Raw genomic sequence first — 16,078 nt, forward strand, 5'->3', positions numbered from 1 at the left:
AAGCTGATCCGTTCACGCATGCGAAACATCGCGGCGGCACGGATGAAACACCCGATCGCGACCCTTCTGTGCAGGCTCGTTTGCCGCAGTTCGGCCGGGCCCGAGATGAGGAGGAACAAGGTGGCGTATCCCTTGCTCGGTGTGCCCGACACCGGCGACACCGCGTGGATGCTGGCGAGCTCCGCGCTCGTTTTGTTGATGACCCCGGGACTGGCGTTCTTCTACGGCGGCATGGTCCGCTCGAAGAACGTGCTCAACATGATCATGATGAGCATCAGCGCGATGGGCATAGTCGGCGTGCTGTGGTCGCTCTACGGCTTTTCCGAGGCATTCGGTGACAACAAACTAGGCCTGATCGGCAACCCTGCCCAGTTCTTCGGGCTCAAGGGCCTGATCGGCACCAACGCCGTCAAGGCCAGCCCGGCCGACCCGTCGACCGGTGCGTCCGCGGTGGATCAGGTGAACATTCCGCTGGCCGGCACCATCCCGATGACGGTGTTCGTGGCCTTCCAGCTGATGTTCGCCATCATCACCGTGGCCCTGATCTCGGGTGCGGTCGCCGACCGCATGAAGTTCCGCGCGTGGGTGGTCTTCGCGATCGCGTGGTCGACCATCGTCTACTTCCCGGTCGCGCACTGGGTCTTCGACTTTGACGTCAAGGACGCCGCGGGCAACATCGTCCACCACGGCGGCTGGATCGCGAACAAGCTGCAGGCCATCGACTTCGCCGGTGGTACCGCGGTGCACATCAACGCCGGTGCCGCGGGCCTGGCGCTGTGCCTGGTGCTCGGCAAGCGCAAGGGCTGGCCGAAGACGCCGATGCGCCCGCACAACCTGCCCTTCGTCATGCTCGGCGCCGGTCTGCTGTGGTTCGGCTGGTTCGGGTTCAACGCCGGTTCCTCGGTGAGCTCCAACGGCCTGGCCGGTTCCACCTTCCTGACCACCACCTTCGCCACCTGCGCCGCGATGCTCGGCTGGCTGGTCGTGGAGAAGTTCCGCGACGGCAAGCCCACCAGCCTCGGCGCCGCCTCGGGCATCGTCGCGGGTCTGGTCGCGATCACCCCGTCCTGCTCGTCGGTGAACGTGCTGGGCGCGCTGGTGATCGGCGCGGTGGCCGGTGTGCTGTGCGCGCTGGCGGTCGGCCTGAAGTTCAAGCTCGGCTTCGACGACTCGCTCGACGTGGTCGGTGTGCACCTGGTCGGCGGTGTGGTCGGTACGCTGCTGATCGGTCTGTTCCTCGCCCCGGAATCGGGCGCGGCCTCCGGCGGCGCGAAGGGCTTGTTCTACGGCGGTGGTTTCGATCAGCTCGGCAAGCAGGCCGTCGGTGCCTTCACCGTGCTGGCGTTCTCCTTCGTCGTCTCGCTGATTCTGGGTCTGATCATCAAGTACACGATCGGCATTCGTGCTTCCGAGGAAGACGAGTTCAAGGGTATGGACGAGTCGGAGCACGCGGAGACGTCATACGATTTCGCTGCTGTGGGTGGCACGGCACGTACCGCCGTCAAGGAGGCATGACGCAATGAAACTGATCACTGCAATCGTCAAACCGTTCACACTCGAGGACGTCAAGTCCGGGCTCGAGCAGGCCGGTGTGCTGGGAATGACGGTCAGCGAAGTCCAGGGGTACGGCCGCCAGAAGGGGCACACCGAGGTTTACCGCGGCGCGGAGTACTCGGTCGATTTCGTGCCGAAGGTCCGGGTCGAGGTCGTCGTGGACGACGCCTCGGTCGAGAAGGTCGTCGAGGTGATCGTCGAGGCCGCGCGCACCGGAAAGATCGGTGACGGCAAGGTCTGGGTGACCCCCGTCGAATCGGTGATCCGGGTCCGAACCGGTGAACGCGGTGCCGACGCACTATAGGAGATGAACGATTCGGGCAGCCCCGCTCCCTGGCACCGGCCGGGGACGGGGCTGCCCGCATGAACGGGTGGTGGTTGCGGGTATGAGTGCAGACGAATTGTCCCAGGGCGCCAAGGATCTGGTGGCCGCACGAGATCAACTGCTCGACGGTGGTGATGCCCGGCGGCCCAGGCTGAGCGCCGAGGCGCTGCGGCAGGCGCTGGTCGACCTGCACGAGCTGTGGTTGACCACGAAGGGCGCGGAGCTGGGCATCACCGCCGACAGCGGGCTGGCCGTGGTGGCGGTCGGCGGACTGGGACGGCGCGAGATGCTGCCGTATTCCGATCTGGATCTGATGCTGCTGCACGACGACGTGGACCCGGCGCGGGTCGCCGAGGTGGCCGACCGGCTCTGGTATCCGCTGTGGGACGCCCACATCAAGCTCGACCACAGCGTGCGGACCGTGCCGCAGGCGCTGCGGGTGGCTGCCGACGATCTCACCGCCGCGCTGGGCATGCTCGATGCCCGCCACATCGTCGGCGACGCGGAGTTGAGCAATCTGCTCATCGGTGGCGTGCGCCGCGAATGGCGGACCGGAATCCGTTCCCGCTTCGGCGAATTGGTGGAGCAGACGCAGGCGCGGTGGAAGCGCAACGGTGAGATCGCGCACCGGGCCGAACCGGACCTCAAGAACGGGCGCGGCGGTTTGCGCGATATCCAGCTGCTCGACGCGCTGGCCATCGCCCAGCTGACCGACGCCATGCCCGGCCTGGGACCCGACGTTCCCGGCGGTGGTCTCGAGGCCGCCCATCGCCGGTTGCTCGACGTGCGTACCGAACTGCACCGGGTGGCCGGGCGTTCCCGTGATCAGCTGCGCGCCCAGGACGCGGACGAAATCGGCGCCGCCCTGCGCATCGGCGATCGATTCGATCTGGCGCGCACGCTCAGCGATGCGGCGCGCACGGTCGTCTATTCGGTCGACGTCGGCCTGCGCACCGCGGCCAACGCGCTGCCGCGCCGCGGTCTGGCCCGATTGCGGCGCCTGCCCGTGCGCCGCCCGCTCGACGAGGGCGTGGTCGAACATGCCGGTGAGGTGGTGCTGGCCCGCGACGCCCGGCCGCAGCGCGATCCCGGCCTGATCCTGCGGGTCGCCGCGGCCTCGGCGCGCACCGGCCTGCCGATGTCGGCGACCACCCTCAATCGCCTCTCCGAGGATGCCCCCGAACTGCGCGAGCCGTGGCCGCGGGAGGCGCTCAACGATCTGCTGGTGCTGCTCGGCGCCGGCCGCGGGACCATCGACGCGGTCGAGGCCCTGGATCGAACCGGCTTGTGGGGCAGGCTGTTTCCGGAATGGGGGGCAGTGCGCGATCTGCCGCCCCGCGATGCCGTGCACACCTGGACCGTCGACCGCCACCTGGTCGAGACCGTCGCCTACGCCGGTGCGCTGAGCACCCGGGTCGCCCGGCCGGACCTGCTGCTGCTCGGAGCGTTGCTGCACGATATCGGCAAGGGCCGCACCGAGGATCACAGTGTGGTGGGTGCCGAACTGGCCGATCGGATCGGTCAGCGGCTGGGCCTGTGGCCCGACGATGTCCACAGCCTGGCGACGATCGTGCGGCATCATCTGCTGTTGCCGCAGACCGCGACCCGGCGCGATCTCGACGATCCGGCGACCGCCGCCGGTGTGGTGGAGGCGCTGGGCGGTGACCGGCAGTTGCTGGAGCTGCTGCACACCCTCGCCGAGGCCGATTCGCTGGCGACCGGCCCGGGCGTGTGGGGGGAGTGGAAGGCCTCCCTGATCGCGGAACTGGTGCGCCGCGGCCATGCCGCGATGGCGGGAGAGCCCGCACCACAACGGGTTTCGCCGACGCCGGCGGTGGTCGACGCGGCCGTGCTGGACAGGGCCGCGGCCGGTGGCGTGCACGTGGAACTGACTCCCGGCGACGGACGCTACATTCACCACGTGACGGTCGTCGCCCCCGATACTCCCGGCCTGCTCTCGGAGGCGGCCGGGGTGCTCGCCCTGCATTCCCTGCGGGTGCTGTCCGCGACGCTGGCGGCCTCGGGTGACACCGCGATCGACACCTTCGTGGTGACACCGACCTTCGGCAATCCGCCCGACGCCGGACTGTTGCGCCAGGAGCTGATCCGCGCGATCAACGGCGATCTGAAGCTGGCCTCCGTGCTCGCGGACAAGGAGCGCGACGCGGCGGCTCGAACCAGTCCGTACGCCCAGGCCGAGCCGAGGGTGATCTGGATCGAGGTCGACCGGCCCGGTGAGTTGGTGCTCGAACTGCGTGCCGAGGACCGCATCGGCCTGCTCAGCCGGTTGGCCGCGGCATTGGCCGCCCAGGGCGCGGATGTGCGGTGGGCGAAGGCCGACACGATGGGCTCGGTGGTGGTCGACTCGTTCGGCCTCGGTCTGGGCGAGGACGACACCCCGCAGCGCCGCCGTGCCATCGAGGCGGCACTGCTGGGGGTCGTCCCGCATCAGGAGCCGAAGAAACCGAGCGAAACGGACACCGCCACGGGTGCCGGTTAGGTTTACCAACCTTCGCCCGGTTATCGGGGCAACCTGGTCGTTTGGTCCGTAACGCGGTAACCAGATCGTTGCGGCAACCTCTGCTGGATGTGATGTCCGCCACTCTACGATCTGGTGTAGATCGTGAAGTTGATCGTGATCGCAAGCTGTTCGAGCTGTTGCTGTACCTGTCCGGCGAGTTGGGTGCGTTGAGGGGAGCAGGTCGATGGCAAACGAAGTCGTGTCCTCATCCATGATCACCAGCGATTCGACCCACCACATCGCTCGCTGTGTCGGCGGCGACCACTGGGTGGTGTCCTGGCTTCCGGGCCGCACGCTGACCGGCGGGCAGGCGGTGGCGGCCATGAAGCTGGCCGGCGCGCTCGTCGACGGTGCACCCGGTGACGCCGACTGGGCGACCCTGGACGCCATGGCACTGCCACTGGGTCTGACCGGCCGCGAGGCCGTCTATCTGGTGGCCTACGAACAGCACGACTTCAGCCGGGCCCCGCGGCCGCGGCACAGCGCGCTGTCCTGACCGCAGGCCGGTGACGAGCCCGCCGCCCGGCCGGCGGCGGGGCTTCGACTAGGGCGAATCCACCGATCGCGGAGTTGCCCGTACCCTGGTAACCCGAGTGACGTCCCTCGACGAGACCAGGAGCGCGATCGGTGTTCGAATCCCTTTCCGACCGGTTGACCGGTGCCCTGAAGGATCTGCGTGGCAAGGGGCGTCTGTCACCGGCCGATATCGACGCGACCGCGCGCGAGATCCGGCTCGCCCTGCTCGAGGCGGACGTGGCGCTGCCGGTGGTGCGGGAGTTCATCGCCCGCGTCAAGGAACGCGCCAAGGGCGCCGAGGTGTCGGCCGCGCTGAACCCCGCGCAGCAGGTCGTGAAGATCGTCAACGAGGAATTGATCGGCATCCTCGGTGGCGAGACCCGGCGCCTGCAGTTCGCGAAGAACCCGCCCACGGTCGTCATGCTCGCCGGTCTGCAGGGTGCCGGTAAGACCACACTCGCGGGCAAGCTCGCGAAATGGCTGAAGGGCCAAGGGCATACGCCTTTGCTGGTGGCCTGTGACCTGCAGCGGCCGGGTGCCGTCACCCAGCTGCAGGTGGTCGGCGAACGAGCCGGTGTGCCGGTGTTCGCCCCGCATCCGGGCACCTCGATCGGTGGCGGCGACAACGCCCTGGGCGTCACCGCCGCCGACCCGATCCGCGTCGCCGAGGCCGGTGTCGAGGAAGCGAAGCAGAAGCACTACGACATCGTCATCGTCGACACCGCGGGCCGCCTCGGTATCGACGAGGAGTTGATGCGCCAGGCCGCCGGCATTCGCGACGCGGTGCACCCGGACGAGACGCTGTTCGTCCTCGACGCCATGATCGGCCAGGACGCGGTCAGCACGGCGGAGGCCTTCCGCGACGGTGTCGGTTTCACCGGTGTCGTGCTCACCAAGCTCGACGGTGACGCCCGCGGTGGCGCCGCGCTGTCGGTCCGCGAGGTCACCGGCGTCCCGATCCTGTTCGCCTCGACCGGTGAGAAGCTCGAGGACTTCGACGTCTTCCACCCCGACCGCATGTCGAGCCGCATTCTCGGCATGGGCGATCTGCTCACCCTGATCGAACAGGCCGAACAGGTCTACGACCAGCAGCAGGCCGAGGAGGCCGCCCGCAAGATCGGCTCCGGCGAGCTCACCCTCGAGGACTTCCTCGACCAGATGCTGGCCATCCGCAAGATGGGCCCGATCGGCAACCTGCTCGGCATGCTGCCGGGCGCCGGCCAGATGAAGGATGTGCTGGCCCAGGTCGACGACAAACAGCTCGACCGGGTGCAGGCCATCATCCGCGGTATGACCCCCGCCGAGCGGGCCAACCCCAAGATCATCAACGCCTCTCGCCGCCTGCGCATCGCCAACGGTTCCGGCGTCACCGTCTCCGACGTGAACCAGCTGGTCGACCGCTTCTTCGAAGCCCGCAAGATGATGGCTGCGATGGGCCGGCAGATGGGCCTGCCGGGGTCGCGGCGAAACGCCAAGGGCAAGAAGGGGAAGAAGGGCAAGAAGGGCGGACGTGGCCCGACTCCGCCGAAGGGCATGCGCGGAGGATTCCCGGGCATGCCGGGGATGCCGGGCGGAATGCCGGGGATGCCCGCCGCGGGGATGCCGGATCTGTCCAATATGCCCAAGGGGCTGGACGAACTGCCGCCGGGCCTGGAGGGTTTCGACCTGTCCAAGCTGAAGTTCCCCAAGAACTGAGTCCTATCGACCCGCTCCACTCGCCGCGGCGTGACGCCGCGGCGAGCCGGATGTCATAGTGCGCGCCGGAGGAAGTCGCGGATGTATGCCGCTATCTCGTCGCCGTGTGTCTCCAGTGCGAAATGTCCGGCGTCGAGCAGATGCAGCTCGGCATTCGGGAGATCACGCAGGTAGGCCTCTGCCCCGGCGGCACCGAACACCTCGTCGTTACGGCCCCAGGTGATGAGGGTCGGAGGCTGGTGGGTGCGGAAGTACTGCTGATAGGCGGGATACCCGTCCAGATTGAACTGGTAATCCCAGAACAACTGCAGCTGAATCGCGTCGTTGCCGGGCCGATCCAGCTTGGCCTGGTCGAGTTGCCAGGCTTCCGGAGCCAGCCGGTCCATCCGGTCGGCGGGTACGCCGTGGGTGTACTGCCATTGAGTCCACTTGGGCTCCAACAGTTCTCGGACCGCCGCTTCGTTGGCTGCCCGGTCCTTCGCATGGGCGAACAGGACATCCCAGAACGGGGTGAAGCCTTCGAGGTACGCGTTGCCGCTCTGCGAGATCAGCGCCGTCACCCGCTCTGGATTGCGGCTTGCGATCCGCAGCCCGATCGGGGCGCCGTAATCCTGGATGTAGAGCGAGAAGCGCCGCACGCCCAGCTGATCGAGTAGCTCTTCGGTGATGTCGGCGAGCTGGTCGAAGCTGTAGTCGAATTCGTCGAGGCCCGGCGCGGCCGAGTTGCCGAACCCGATGAAGTCCGGCGCCACGAGGTGGAACTCGTCGGACAGCTCGGACATGAGGTGGCGGAACATGTGCGAGCTGGACGGGAAGCCGTGCAGCAGCACGAGGGTCGGACGGTCCGGATTTCCGGCTTCCCGATAGAACACCTCGAGTCCACGGACCGTGGTCGTGTGCTGTCGGGTGGCGAAGGCGGACATGGTGATTCCTTTCGATCGGAAGATCCGTCATCGGGAGAACGAGCGTTCTCGGCGGACTCCGGTAGCATAGGAGAACGATGGTTCTCACGCAAGGGAGACGGTTGTGCAGGGTGAAGCGGATGCCGCGCGGGTCCTCGACGCGGCCGACCGGCTGTTCAACGAACGCGGAATTCAGGGCGTCGGTATGGACGCGATCCGAGATGCCGCGGATGTGCCGCTGAAACGGCTCTACCGCGACTTTCCCTCGAAGTCCGATCTCGTGCACGCGGTCTTGACGCGGCGCGACAACGACGTGCGCACCGCGCTCGCGCGGTACGTCGACGACAACGCGAGCACTCCCCGGGAGCGGGTGCTCGCGGTGTTCGACTTCCTGTACGAGTGGTTCAGCGGGCCCGATTTCCGCGGCTGCCTGTTCATCAATACGGTGGGGGAACTGGGCGGCACATCCGATGAGGTCGGCTGGATCGCCGCCCGGCACAAGCGTGCGGTGCGTGACTATCTGGCTGATCTCGTGACCGAGTGTGCGCTGCCCGAATCCGTGGCCGACCAGTTGCTGATCATCGCCAACGGCGCGATGGTCACGGCCGCGATGCACGACGACCCCGAGGTGGCGCGACAGGCGCGAGCCGTCGCCGACATCCTGCTGCGCGCGGCCCGCCCCGTCGGCGAATGAGGTGACGACTATCGCCGACCGGCCTCGCCGCGGAAGTCCCGGTAGGTTGGGATCGGGCGGCGATCGGCTTCCGGCGATGTGGTGAGGAGCGATATGCGGATGCATCTGCGTGGGGTGGTCCTTCCCGGCGACGAGGTGCGCGATCTGTGGGTCCGCGACGGGCTGATCTCCTTCGAACCGGTGCGTGACGCCGAAACCGTGTGTGACACAGGGTGGATCGTGCCGGGGCTGGTCGACGCGCACTGCCACGTCGGCATTCGCTACGGCGGCGGGCACGAGGATCGCGAGGGCGCGATCGCGCAGGCGGAGGTGGAACGCGACGCGGGTGCGCTGCTGCTGCGCGATGCCGGATCCCCCATCGACACCCGCTTCATCGACGATCATCACGAACTGCCGAAGATCATCCGGGCCGGCCGCCACATCGCCCGTCCCAAGCGGTATATCCGCGAACTGGGCATCGAACTGGACGACGAGCGCGACCTGCCCGATATCGTTGCCGAACAGGCCCGCTTCGGCGACGGCTGGGTCAAGATCGTGGGCGACTGGATCGATCGGTCCGCCGGTGATCTGCGGCCGTTGTGGAGCGACGCGATCCTGAAGGAGGCCATCGACGCCGCGCACCGGGAGGGAGCCCGCGTCACCGCGCACGTCTTCGGTGAAGACGCGCTACCAGGGTTGATCAACGCCGGAATCGACTGCCTCGAGCACGGCACCGGACTCACCGACGACACCATCGAGATGATGGCCGAACACGGCACCGCCCTGGTGCCCACGCTGGTGAATATCGACACCTTCCCCGATATCGCCGACAGTGCGGCCAAATTCCCGGTCTACGCCGCCCATATGCGCGATCTGCACCGCCGGGTCCGCGACACCGTCGCCGACGCCCACGCGGCGGGGGTGCCGATCTACACCGGCACCGACGCCGGCGGTTCGATCCGGCACGGCCGCATCGCCGACGAGATCGACGCGCTGGCCGGTGCCGGGCTGTCGCGGCACGAGGCGCTGGCCGCGGCCTCGTGGCGGGCCCGGGAGTGGCTCGGCCGACCGGGTATCGAGGACGGCGCACCGGCCGATTTCGTCGTCTACCGCACCGATCCGCGGTCGAGTCGCGATGCGCTCGACGCCCCGGCCTACGTCGTCCTGCGCGGGCGGGTGTACCCGGGCCGGGATCCGGTCACCGGACACCGGTAGGGCCGTCGGGGCGACGAACGGCCCGGCAACGGCGCTGGTCACCGACCTGCGCGTGCTCGGGGAAACGGCCCGCTCGATGCGGGGCGATTTCTCCGGGCGCGGGCGCGTCTGGCACAATGAACGACCGTCCTCGTTGACGACCGCGACTCGCTCGCGGTTCCGTATTCGGGGACAGTGTCAGCCCGTCTCCGGTTACGTACCGCGCGGCGGTCACACACTCAACGCAAAACCGGGTCCGCACCCCGTGCGGGCTGCTGAATTGCGCCGTGACCACTCAGGCTGCCCTCGGGCGGCCGCCATCGAAAGGCATTGATACAGCCATGGCTGTCAAGATCAAGCTGACCCGTCTGGGCAAGATCCGTAACCCCCAGTACCGCATCGTCGTCGCCGATGCGCGCACCCGCCGCGACGGCCGCGCCATCGAGAACGTCGGCAAGTACCACCCGAAGGAAGAGCCCTCGCTGATCGAGGTCGACTCCGAGCGCGTGCAGTACTGGCTGGGCGTCGGCGCGCAGCCGACCGAGCCGGTCAAGCGTCTGCTGGAGATCACCGGCGACTGGCAGAAGTTCAAGGGCCTGCCGGGCGCCGAGGGCACCCTGAAGGTCAAGGCCGCCAAGCCGAGCAAGCTGGACCTGTTCAACGCTGCCCTGGCCGCCGCCGACAGCGAGCCGGTCGCCGAGGCCGTCACCCCCAAGAAGAAGAAGTCCAAGGCCGCCGAGGGTGAGGCCGAGGCCGCGACCGAGGCTGCCGAGTAATGAGTGCGGTCGTCGCCGATGCCGTCGAGCACCTGGTGCGCGGCATCGTCGCCAATCCGGACGACGTGCGCGTCGATCTGATCACCAGCCGGCGTGGACGCACCGTCGAGGTCCACGTCCACCCCGATGATCTGGGCAAGGTGATCGGCCGCGGCGGTCGTACCGCGACCGCGCTGCGCACCCTGGTCGCCGGCATCGGTGGCCGCGGTATCCGGGTCGACGTGGTCGATACCGATCAGTAGATGGAACTGGTAGTCGGGCGGGTCGCCAAATCGCACGGTGTGCGCGGCGAACTCGTGGTCGAGGTACGTACCGACGAACCCGAACTCCGCTTCGCTCCCGGCGCCCGCCTGCGTGGCCGGGCGCCGAGAAGCGAAGCGGTGGACATATTCACGGTGGAGTCGGCCCGAGAGCATTCGGGCCGGCTTCTCGTTCGTCTCGAGGGTGTCGGCGACCGTACCGCCGCGGATGCGTTGCGCGGCACTCTGTTTCTCGTCGATACCGCGGAACTCCCGCCGTCGGAGGATCCCGACGAGTTCTACGACCACGAACTCGAAGGTCTGAGCGTTCGGCTCGCGGACGGCACCGAGATCGGCACCGTGAACGAGGTCCTGCATTCGGCCGCGGGCGAACTGCTGTCGATCCGGGCCGGTGCGGGCGCCGGCGGGCGTGCCGGCCGGGAAATCCTGGTGCCCTTCGTGACCGCGATCGTGCCGACCGTGTCGGTCGCCGAGGGCCTGATCGTGATCGACCCACCCGAAGGCCTGCTGGACGAGGAGTAGCGATGGGCACCGGAGCCGACGATCCCGCGCAGCGCTCGTCAGCTCTGCGCATCGACGTCGTCACCATCTTCCCCGAATATCTCGAGCCGCTGCGGACGGCGTTGCTGGGCAAGGCGATCGAGAAGGGCATCGTCGAGCTCGGCGTGCACAATCTGCGGCGCTGGACCCACGACGTGCACCAGTCGGTCGACGACGCTCCCTACGGGGGCGGGCCGGGCATGGTCATGAAACCCGTCGTCTGGGGTGACGCGCTCGACGAGGTGTGCCCGGACGAGGCGTTGCTCGTCGTGCCGACCCCGGCCGGAGTGCCGTTCACCCAGGAAACCGCCCAGCGCTGGTCCGCCGAATCGCATCTGGTCTTCGCCTGCGGCCGCTACGAGGGGATCGATCAGCGCGTCTTCGACGATGCCGCCCGCCGGGTCCGGGTGGAAGAGGTCAGCATCGGCGACTACGTCCTGATCGGCGGGGAAGCCGCCGTGCTGGTGATGGCCGAGGCGGTGGTGCGCCTGATCCCCGGCGTCCTGGGCAATCAGGCCTCCCACCAACAGGATTCGTTCTCCGACGGGCTGCTCGAAGGTCCCAGCTACACCCGGCCGGTGAGCTGGCGCGGACTCGATGTGCCCGAGATTCTGCTGTCGGGCAATCACGCGCGCATCGACGCGTGGCGCCGTGAACAGTCACTGCGGCGCACCCGGGAGCGCCGCCCGGATCTGCTGCCGCCGGAGTAGCCGAAAACTCTGCGCGACAGGACTTCACCGGTCGAGGCGTCGCATTCGCCGTGTCGCCGCATCGCGTGCAGGACGTGGCCGACGCGCCCATACGGGGTGCGGATGTGTGGTCGCCGGGGTTGCCCAGTTCGTTCGCAGTCACGAGGTCGGCGAGGCTGTGGCCAGCCGGTTTTCGGTCATTTCCGTTCGCGGCGCGCCGGCACCGGGTGCGGCTGCGTGCGCACCGGGCGCTCCACCTGGTCCGCTGTCGGAGGCCGACGGTAGTGTCAGCCAGCGTGACGACAGCCTCCGAACCCGTCAGCACCGAAGCAACCACCGGCACGGAAGCCGCCGCCCCTGGAAAGGTGCGCCTGGCCAGTGTCGGCAGGCGGATCGCCGAGGAGCTCTCGGTCCGTGACGAACAGGTCCGTGCCGCCGTAGAGCTGCTCGACGGCGGGTCGACCGTGCCGTTCATCGCCCGCTACCGCAAGGAGGTGACCGGCGGGCTCGACGACGCGCAGCTGCGGCAACTGGAGGAGCGGCTGCACTACCTGCGCGAACTCGACGAGCGCCGGAACTCGATCCTGGAATCCATTCGCGGACAGGGCAAGTTGGATGCCGCGCTGGAACAGCAGATCATGCTCGCGGAGACCAAGGCCCGCCTCGAGGACATCTACCTGCCCTACAAGCCGAAGCGGCGCACCAAGGCGCAGATCGCCCGCGAGGCCGGACACGAACCGGTCGCGGACGCCCTCATCGGCGACCCCACCACCGATCCGTCCGGCTACACCGCCGAACAGCTCGACGGGGCCCGCGCGATTCTGGTCGAGCGATTCGCCGAAGACGCCGACCTCGTCGGTGAACTGCGCGAATTGATGTGGGAGCGCGGCCAGGTCACCTCGCGGGTCCGGACCGGCAAGGAAGAGGCCGGGGCCAAATTCGCCGACTACTTCGAGTTCAGCGAACCGTTCGCCAAACTGCCCTCGCACCGCATCCTGGCGCTGCTGCGCGGCGAGAAGGAAGACGTGCTGAGCCTGTCGCTCGAATCCGATACCGAGGAACCGGAGCCGGGGCAGCGCACCATCTACGAGGGCCGGATCACGCACAAGTTCGGCATCACCGACCAGGGGCGCCCGGCCGACACCTGGCTGCTCGACACCGTGCGCTGGGCGTGGCGGACCAAACTGCAGGTCAGCCTCGGCATCGATATCCGGATGCGGTTGCGGCAGTCCGCCGAGAAGGACGCCGTCGACATCTTCGCCGCCAACCTGCGTGACCTGCTGCTCGCCGCACCCGCCGGCACCCGCACCACCATGGGCCTGGACCCGGGCTACCGCACCGGCGTGAAGGTGGCCGTGGTGGACGGCACCGGCAAGGTGGTGGCCACCGAGACGATCTATCCGCACAAACCGCAGGGCCAGACGGAGAAGTCGCTGGCGGTGCTCGGGGCGCTGGTGGCGCGGTTCGACGTGGAGCTCATCGCGATCGGCAACGGCACCGCTTCCCGGGAGACCGATGCCCTTGCCGTGGAACTGATTTCGCGGATCGGTGCGACGCCCGGCGCGCGGAAGCCGACCAAGATCGTGGTCTCGGAAGCGGGCGCCTCGGTGTATTCCGCCTCCGCGTACGCCTCGCAGGAACTGCCGGAACTGGACGTCTCGCTGCGCGGCGCGGTTTCGATCGCGCGGCGGCTGCAGGATCCGCTGGCCGAACTGGTGAAGATCGAGCCGAAGTCCATCGGCGTCGGCCAGTACCAGCACGACGTCTCCGAGACCCTGCTGGCCCGGTCGCTGGGCGCGGTGGTCGAGGACGCGGTGAACGCGGTCGGTGTCGACGTCAACACCGCCTCCGTGCCGCTACTGTCCCGTGTCTCCGGCATCGCCTCCTCGGTCGCGGAATCGATTGTCGCGCATCGCGATCAGAACGGCCCGTTCCGCAGCCGCACCGCGCTGCTGGAGGTTCCGCGGCTGGGCCCCAAGGCATTCGAGCAGTGCGCGGGCTTCCTGCGCATCCGCGGCGGCGACGACCCGCTGGACTCCTCGGCCGTGCACCCCGAGGCCTATCCCGTGGTGCGCCGGATCCTGGAGGCGACCGGACGCGACGTGCCCGGCCTGATCGGCAACACCTCGGCCCTGCGGGCACTGCGGCCGGGCGAATTCACCGACGAGAAATTCGGTGTGCCGACCGTCACCGACATCATCGCCGAACTCGAGAAGCCCGGCCGTGACCCGCGTCCGGAATTCAAGACCGCCGAATTCGCCGCCGGCGTGGAAAAGGTCGCCGACCTCGAACCCGGCATGGTGCTCGAAGGTGTGGTGACGAACGTGGCCGCCTTCGGCGCCTTCGTCGATGTGGGTGTCCATCAGGACGGTCTCGTCCACGTCTCGGCCATGTCGCATTCGTTCGTCCGCGATCCCCGCGAGATCGTGAAATCCGGTGACGTGGTGAAGGTGAAGGTGCTGGAGGTCGACGTCGCCCGCCAGCGCATCGGCCTGAGCCTGCGTCTGGACGACGAGCCCGGCGCGGGCAAAGCCGAGAAGGGCGGCGCGGGCCAGCGCGGCGGGCAGAACCGGGGTGGTCAGCCGCGCGGCGGCCAGGGCAATCAGGGCCGCGGCGGCCAGGATCGCGGAGGCCAGGATCGCGGAGGCCAGGATCGCGGCGGACAGAACCGTGGCGGTGGCCAGAACAAGGGACAGGGCCGCAATCAGCAGCGTCGCGGTGCGCCCGAACCGTCGGGCTCGATGGCGGATGCGCTGCGCCGCGCCGGTTTCGGGCGGTAAGCCTCGGCGGCCGCCGCATTCGGGTTTGCCCCGACTGCGGCGGCCGGGTACGGGACAATGGAGTCGCGGGGTCAGGTCTCGATGATCGGCCTCGCGGGGCATCACTACCCCGACACCCCGGTTCCGAATGAGGGGACGACGGCTGTGCGGCGCTGGTTCGACGACGCGATCCTCGCGGAGGGACGCCTGCCGTTGCTGTGCTTCCTGCTCGGCTTCATCGTCGGATTCCTGTTGATCCGGCTCAGTGTGCGGATGATTCGCAAGCAGGTGCGCTGGTGGCCAGGCAACCTGCGCGCCGGCAACGTGCACATTCACCACATGGTGTTCGGCGTGGTGCTGGTTCTGGCCTCGGGACTGGGATTGGTCGCGACCTACAACACCGGGGTCGGCACGATCTCCGCGCTCGCCTCGACCTTCGGTGTCGGCGCGGCGCTGGTGCTCGACGAATTCGCGCTGATCTATTACCTGCGCGACGTGTACTGGGAGGAACAGGGACGCACCTCCGTCGATGCGGTGTTCGTCGCGGTCGCGGTCACCGGGTTGCTGTTGCTCGGCTTCCACCCGCTGTGGCTGCTCGACGTCAACGACATCCGGCACGACAACAGCGTCGCGGGACGCAGTTTCCTCGGCATCTTCGCGCTGGTGAATCTGGTGCTGGCCGCGATCGTCATCGCCAAGGGCAAGATCTGGACCGGATTGTTCGGCATGTTCTTTCTGCCGCTGCTGGTCGTGGGCGCACTGCGGCTGAGCCGGCCGGGTGCGCCGTGGGCCCGCTGGCGCTACGGCGAGCGCCGCCGCCTGATGTACCGGGCGGTCGTGCGCGAACGCCGGTACCGGCGGCCGGTGATCCGGGCCAAGATCTTCGTGCAGGATCTGGTCGCCGGCAAACCCGATGTCGCGCACGTCCGCAGTGCGGCCGAGCAAGAATTGGCGCGTACCGTGGTCCCCGCTCCGCCCGCCCACCTGCGGACCAGAGCGATGCGGGCCACCATGCACGACGGACCGGACCGCACCGGGCCTGCCGCCGCGCCGCCACCGGCGGGTACGCCGGGACCGGCCGACGCGGGCGACCTGACGGCGGCCCACCCACAGCACACCGGACATTGACGCCGGGACGACGCGGATCCCGGGGGCGATTTTTCCCGCAGCGGCCTGATCTGGCACAATGCTCAGGTTGCTCTGGGCGCATTCGACCCGGCGCACCGCCCAATATCCGGAGCACGAACCGGCCGAGCAGTTGCCGCCAGGTTCCTCTGTTCACGCGAACTTCCAAAGGACGGAAATGAACACCCTCGACTTCGTCGACGAAAAGTCGCTGCGCACCGATATCCCGGACTTCCGCCCGGGTGACACGGTGAACGTGCACGTGAAGGTTATCGAAGGTAACAAGGAGCGCATCCAGGTCTTCAAGGGTGCGGTCATCCGCCGCCAGGGCGGCGGCATCCGCGAGACCTTCACCGTGCGCAAGGTGTCGTTCGGCGTGGGTGTCGAGCGCACCTTCCCGGTACACAGCCCCAACATCGACCACATCGATGTGGTGACCCGCGGTGACGTCCGCCGGGCCAAGCTGTACTACCTGCGCGATCTGCGCGGCAAGGCCGCCAAGATCAAGGAGAAGCGCTGAACATCAGGGCTCTGCCCGTTCACGCCCGC

The 16,078-nt window shown here is 68.3% G+C and carries 15 protein-coding genes; 14 read left to right on the forward strand and 1 reads right to left on the reverse strand.

The window, feature by feature from the left end; translation table 11 throughout:
• The first annotated feature begins 105 nt into the window (after positions 1–105).
• From A5789_RS34665 to ffh, 5 genes are all read left to right on the forward strand, one after another.
• Positions 106–1,515: an ammonium transporter gene (locus A5789_RS34665; RefSeq protein WP_030513057.1), complete on the forward strand. Its 1,410-nt coding sequence runs from the start codon at positions 106–108 to the stop codon at positions 1,513–1,515.
• Between the two features lie 4 nt (positions 1,516–1,519).
• Positions 1,520–1,858 (forward strand): P-II family nitrogen regulator, encoded by a 339-nt coding sequence (locus A5789_RS34670; protein WP_030513058.1) that lies wholly within the window; start codon positions 1,520–1,522, stop codon positions 1,856–1,858.
• An 82-nt stretch (positions 1,859–1,940) separates the two neighbouring features.
• Positions 1,941–4,379: a [protein-PII] uridylyltransferase gene (locus A5789_RS34675; protein ID WP_082941162.1), complete on the forward strand. Its 2,439-nt coding sequence runs from the start codon at positions 1,941–1,943 to the stop codon at positions 4,377–4,379.
• A gap of 205 nt (positions 4,380–4,584) precedes the next feature.
• Positions 4,585–4,896: a hypothetical protein gene (locus A5789_RS34680; protein ID WP_063018393.1), complete on the forward strand. Its 312-nt coding sequence runs from the start codon at positions 4,585–4,587 to the stop codon at positions 4,894–4,896.
• A gap of 131 nt (positions 4,897–5,027) precedes the next feature.
• Positions 5,028–6,611 (forward strand): signal recognition particle protein, encoded by a 1,584-nt coding sequence (gene ffh, locus A5789_RS34685; protein WP_030513061.1) that lies wholly within the window; start codon positions 5,028–5,030, stop codon positions 6,609–6,611.
• A 53-nt stretch (positions 6,612–6,664) separates the two neighbouring features.
• Here ffh and A5789_RS34690 read toward each other — a convergent pair whose 3' ends face one another.
• A complete protein-coding gene (locus A5789_RS34690) occupies positions 6,665–7,534 on the reverse strand; it encodes an alpha/beta fold hydrolase (RefSeq protein WP_064903927.1) in 870 nt (289 codons plus the stop codon).
• Positions 7,535–7,637: 103 nt separating this feature from the next.
• On the opposite strand from A5789_RS34690, the gene A5789_RS34695 reads away from it, so the two are divergent.
• The 9 genes from A5789_RS34695 (at position 7,638) to rplS (ending at position 16,049) form a co-directional block, all read left to right on the forward strand.
• Entirely contained in the window at positions 7,638–8,207 is a 570-nt protein-coding gene (locus tag A5789_RS34695) for a TetR/AcrR family transcriptional regulator (protein ID WP_063018389.1), read from the forward strand.
• A gap of 99 nt (positions 8,208–8,306) precedes the next feature.
• Entirely contained in the window at positions 8,307–9,401 is a 1,095-nt protein-coding gene (locus A5789_RS34700; protein WP_064904019.1) for an amidohydrolase family protein, read from the forward strand.
• A gap of 320 nt (positions 9,402–9,721) precedes the next feature.
• Positions 9,722–10,156, forward strand: coding sequence for a 30S ribosomal protein S16 (gene rpsP, locus A5789_RS34705; protein ID WP_030513065.1), 435 nt, complete (start codon positions 9,722–9,724; stop codon positions 10,154–10,156).
• Positions 10,156–10,398 (forward strand): RNA-binding protein, encoded by a 243-nt coding sequence (locus A5789_RS34710; protein WP_036503663.1) that lies wholly within the window; start codon positions 10,156–10,158, stop codon positions 10,396–10,398. Before rpsP ends, A5789_RS34710 begins: the two co-directional genes overlap by 1 nt.
• Positions 10,399–10,938 (forward strand): ribosome maturation factor RimM, encoded by a 540-nt coding sequence (rimM, locus tag A5789_RS34715; protein WP_063018387.1) that lies wholly within the window; start codon positions 10,399–10,401, stop codon positions 10,936–10,938.
• A gap of 44 nt (positions 10,939–10,982) precedes the next feature.
• Positions 10,983–11,666 (forward strand): tRNA (guanosine(37)-N1)-methyltransferase TrmD, encoded by a 684-nt coding sequence (gene trmD / locus A5789_RS34720; protein WP_030513068.1) that lies wholly within the window; start codon positions 10,983–10,985, stop codon positions 11,664–11,666.
• Positions 11,667–11,941: 275 nt separating this feature from the next.
• Complete coding sequence (locus A5789_RS34725) at positions 11,942–14,425, forward strand: Tex family protein (protein WP_082941163.1); 2,484 nt, start codon at positions 11,942–11,944, stop codon at positions 14,423–14,425.
• A 144-nt stretch (positions 14,426–14,569) separates the two neighbouring features.
• The gene (locus tag A5789_RS34730) at positions 14,570–15,532 is read left to right on the forward strand and encodes a hypothetical protein (protein ID WP_082857414.1); all 963 of its coding nucleotides are present in this window, start codon (positions 14,570–14,572) and stop codon (positions 15,530–15,532) included.
• Positions 15,533–15,707: 175 nt separating this feature from the next.
• Complete coding sequence (gene rplS / locus A5789_RS34735; protein ID WP_030513071.1) at positions 15,708–16,049, forward strand: 50S ribosomal protein L19; 342 nt, start codon at positions 15,708–15,710, stop codon at positions 16,047–16,049.
• The last annotated feature ends 29 nt before the right edge of the window (positions 16,050–16,078 follow it).

Origin of the sequence: Nocardia sp. 852002-51101_SCH5132738 (genome assembly GCF_001665695.1) — a bacterium.
Classification (GTDB): domain Bacteria; phylum Actinomycetota; class Actinomycetes; order Mycobacteriales; family Mycobacteriaceae; genus Nocardia; species Nocardia nova.

Excerpts from the sequence above, each read along its gene's own strand:
- A5789_RS34665 (WP_030513057.1), top strand. The coding sequence starts at position 106 with ATGAGGAGGAACAAGGTGGCGTATCCCTTGCTCGGTGTGCCCGACACC.
- A5789_RS34670 (WP_030513058.1), top strand. The coding sequence starts at position 1,520 with ATGAAACTGATCACTGCAATCGTCAAACCGTTCACACTCGAGGACGTC.
- A5789_RS34675 (WP_082941162.1), top strand. The coding sequence starts at position 1,941 with ATGAGTGCAGACGAATTGTCCCAGGGCGCCAAGGATCTGGTGGCCGCA.
- A5789_RS34680 (WP_063018393.1), top strand. The coding sequence starts at position 4,585 with ATGGCAAACGAAGTCGTGTCCTCATCCATGATCACCAGCGATTCGACC.
- A5789_RS34690 (WP_064903927.1), bottom strand. The coding sequence starts at position 7,534 with ATGTCCGCCTTCGCCACCCGACAGCACACGACCACGGTCCGTGGACTC.
- A5789_RS34700 (WP_064904019.1), top strand. The coding sequence starts at position 8,307 with ATGCATCTGCGTGGGGTGGTCCTTCCCGGCGACGAGGTGCGCGATCTG.
- rpsP (WP_030513065.1), top strand. The coding sequence starts at position 9,722 with ATGGCTGTCAAGATCAAGCTGACCCGTCTGGGCAAGATCCGTAACCCC.
- A5789_RS34710 (WP_036503663.1), top strand. The coding sequence starts at position 10,156 with ATGAGTGCGGTCGTCGCCGATGCCGTCGAGCACCTGGTGCGCGGCATC.
- rimM (WP_063018387.1), top strand. The coding sequence starts at position 10,399 with ATGGAACTGGTAGTCGGGCGGGTCGCCAAATCGCACGGTGTGCGCGGC.
- rplS (WP_030513071.1), top strand. The coding sequence starts at position 15,708 with ATGAACACCCTCGACTTCGTCGACGAAAAGTCGCTGCGCACCGATATC.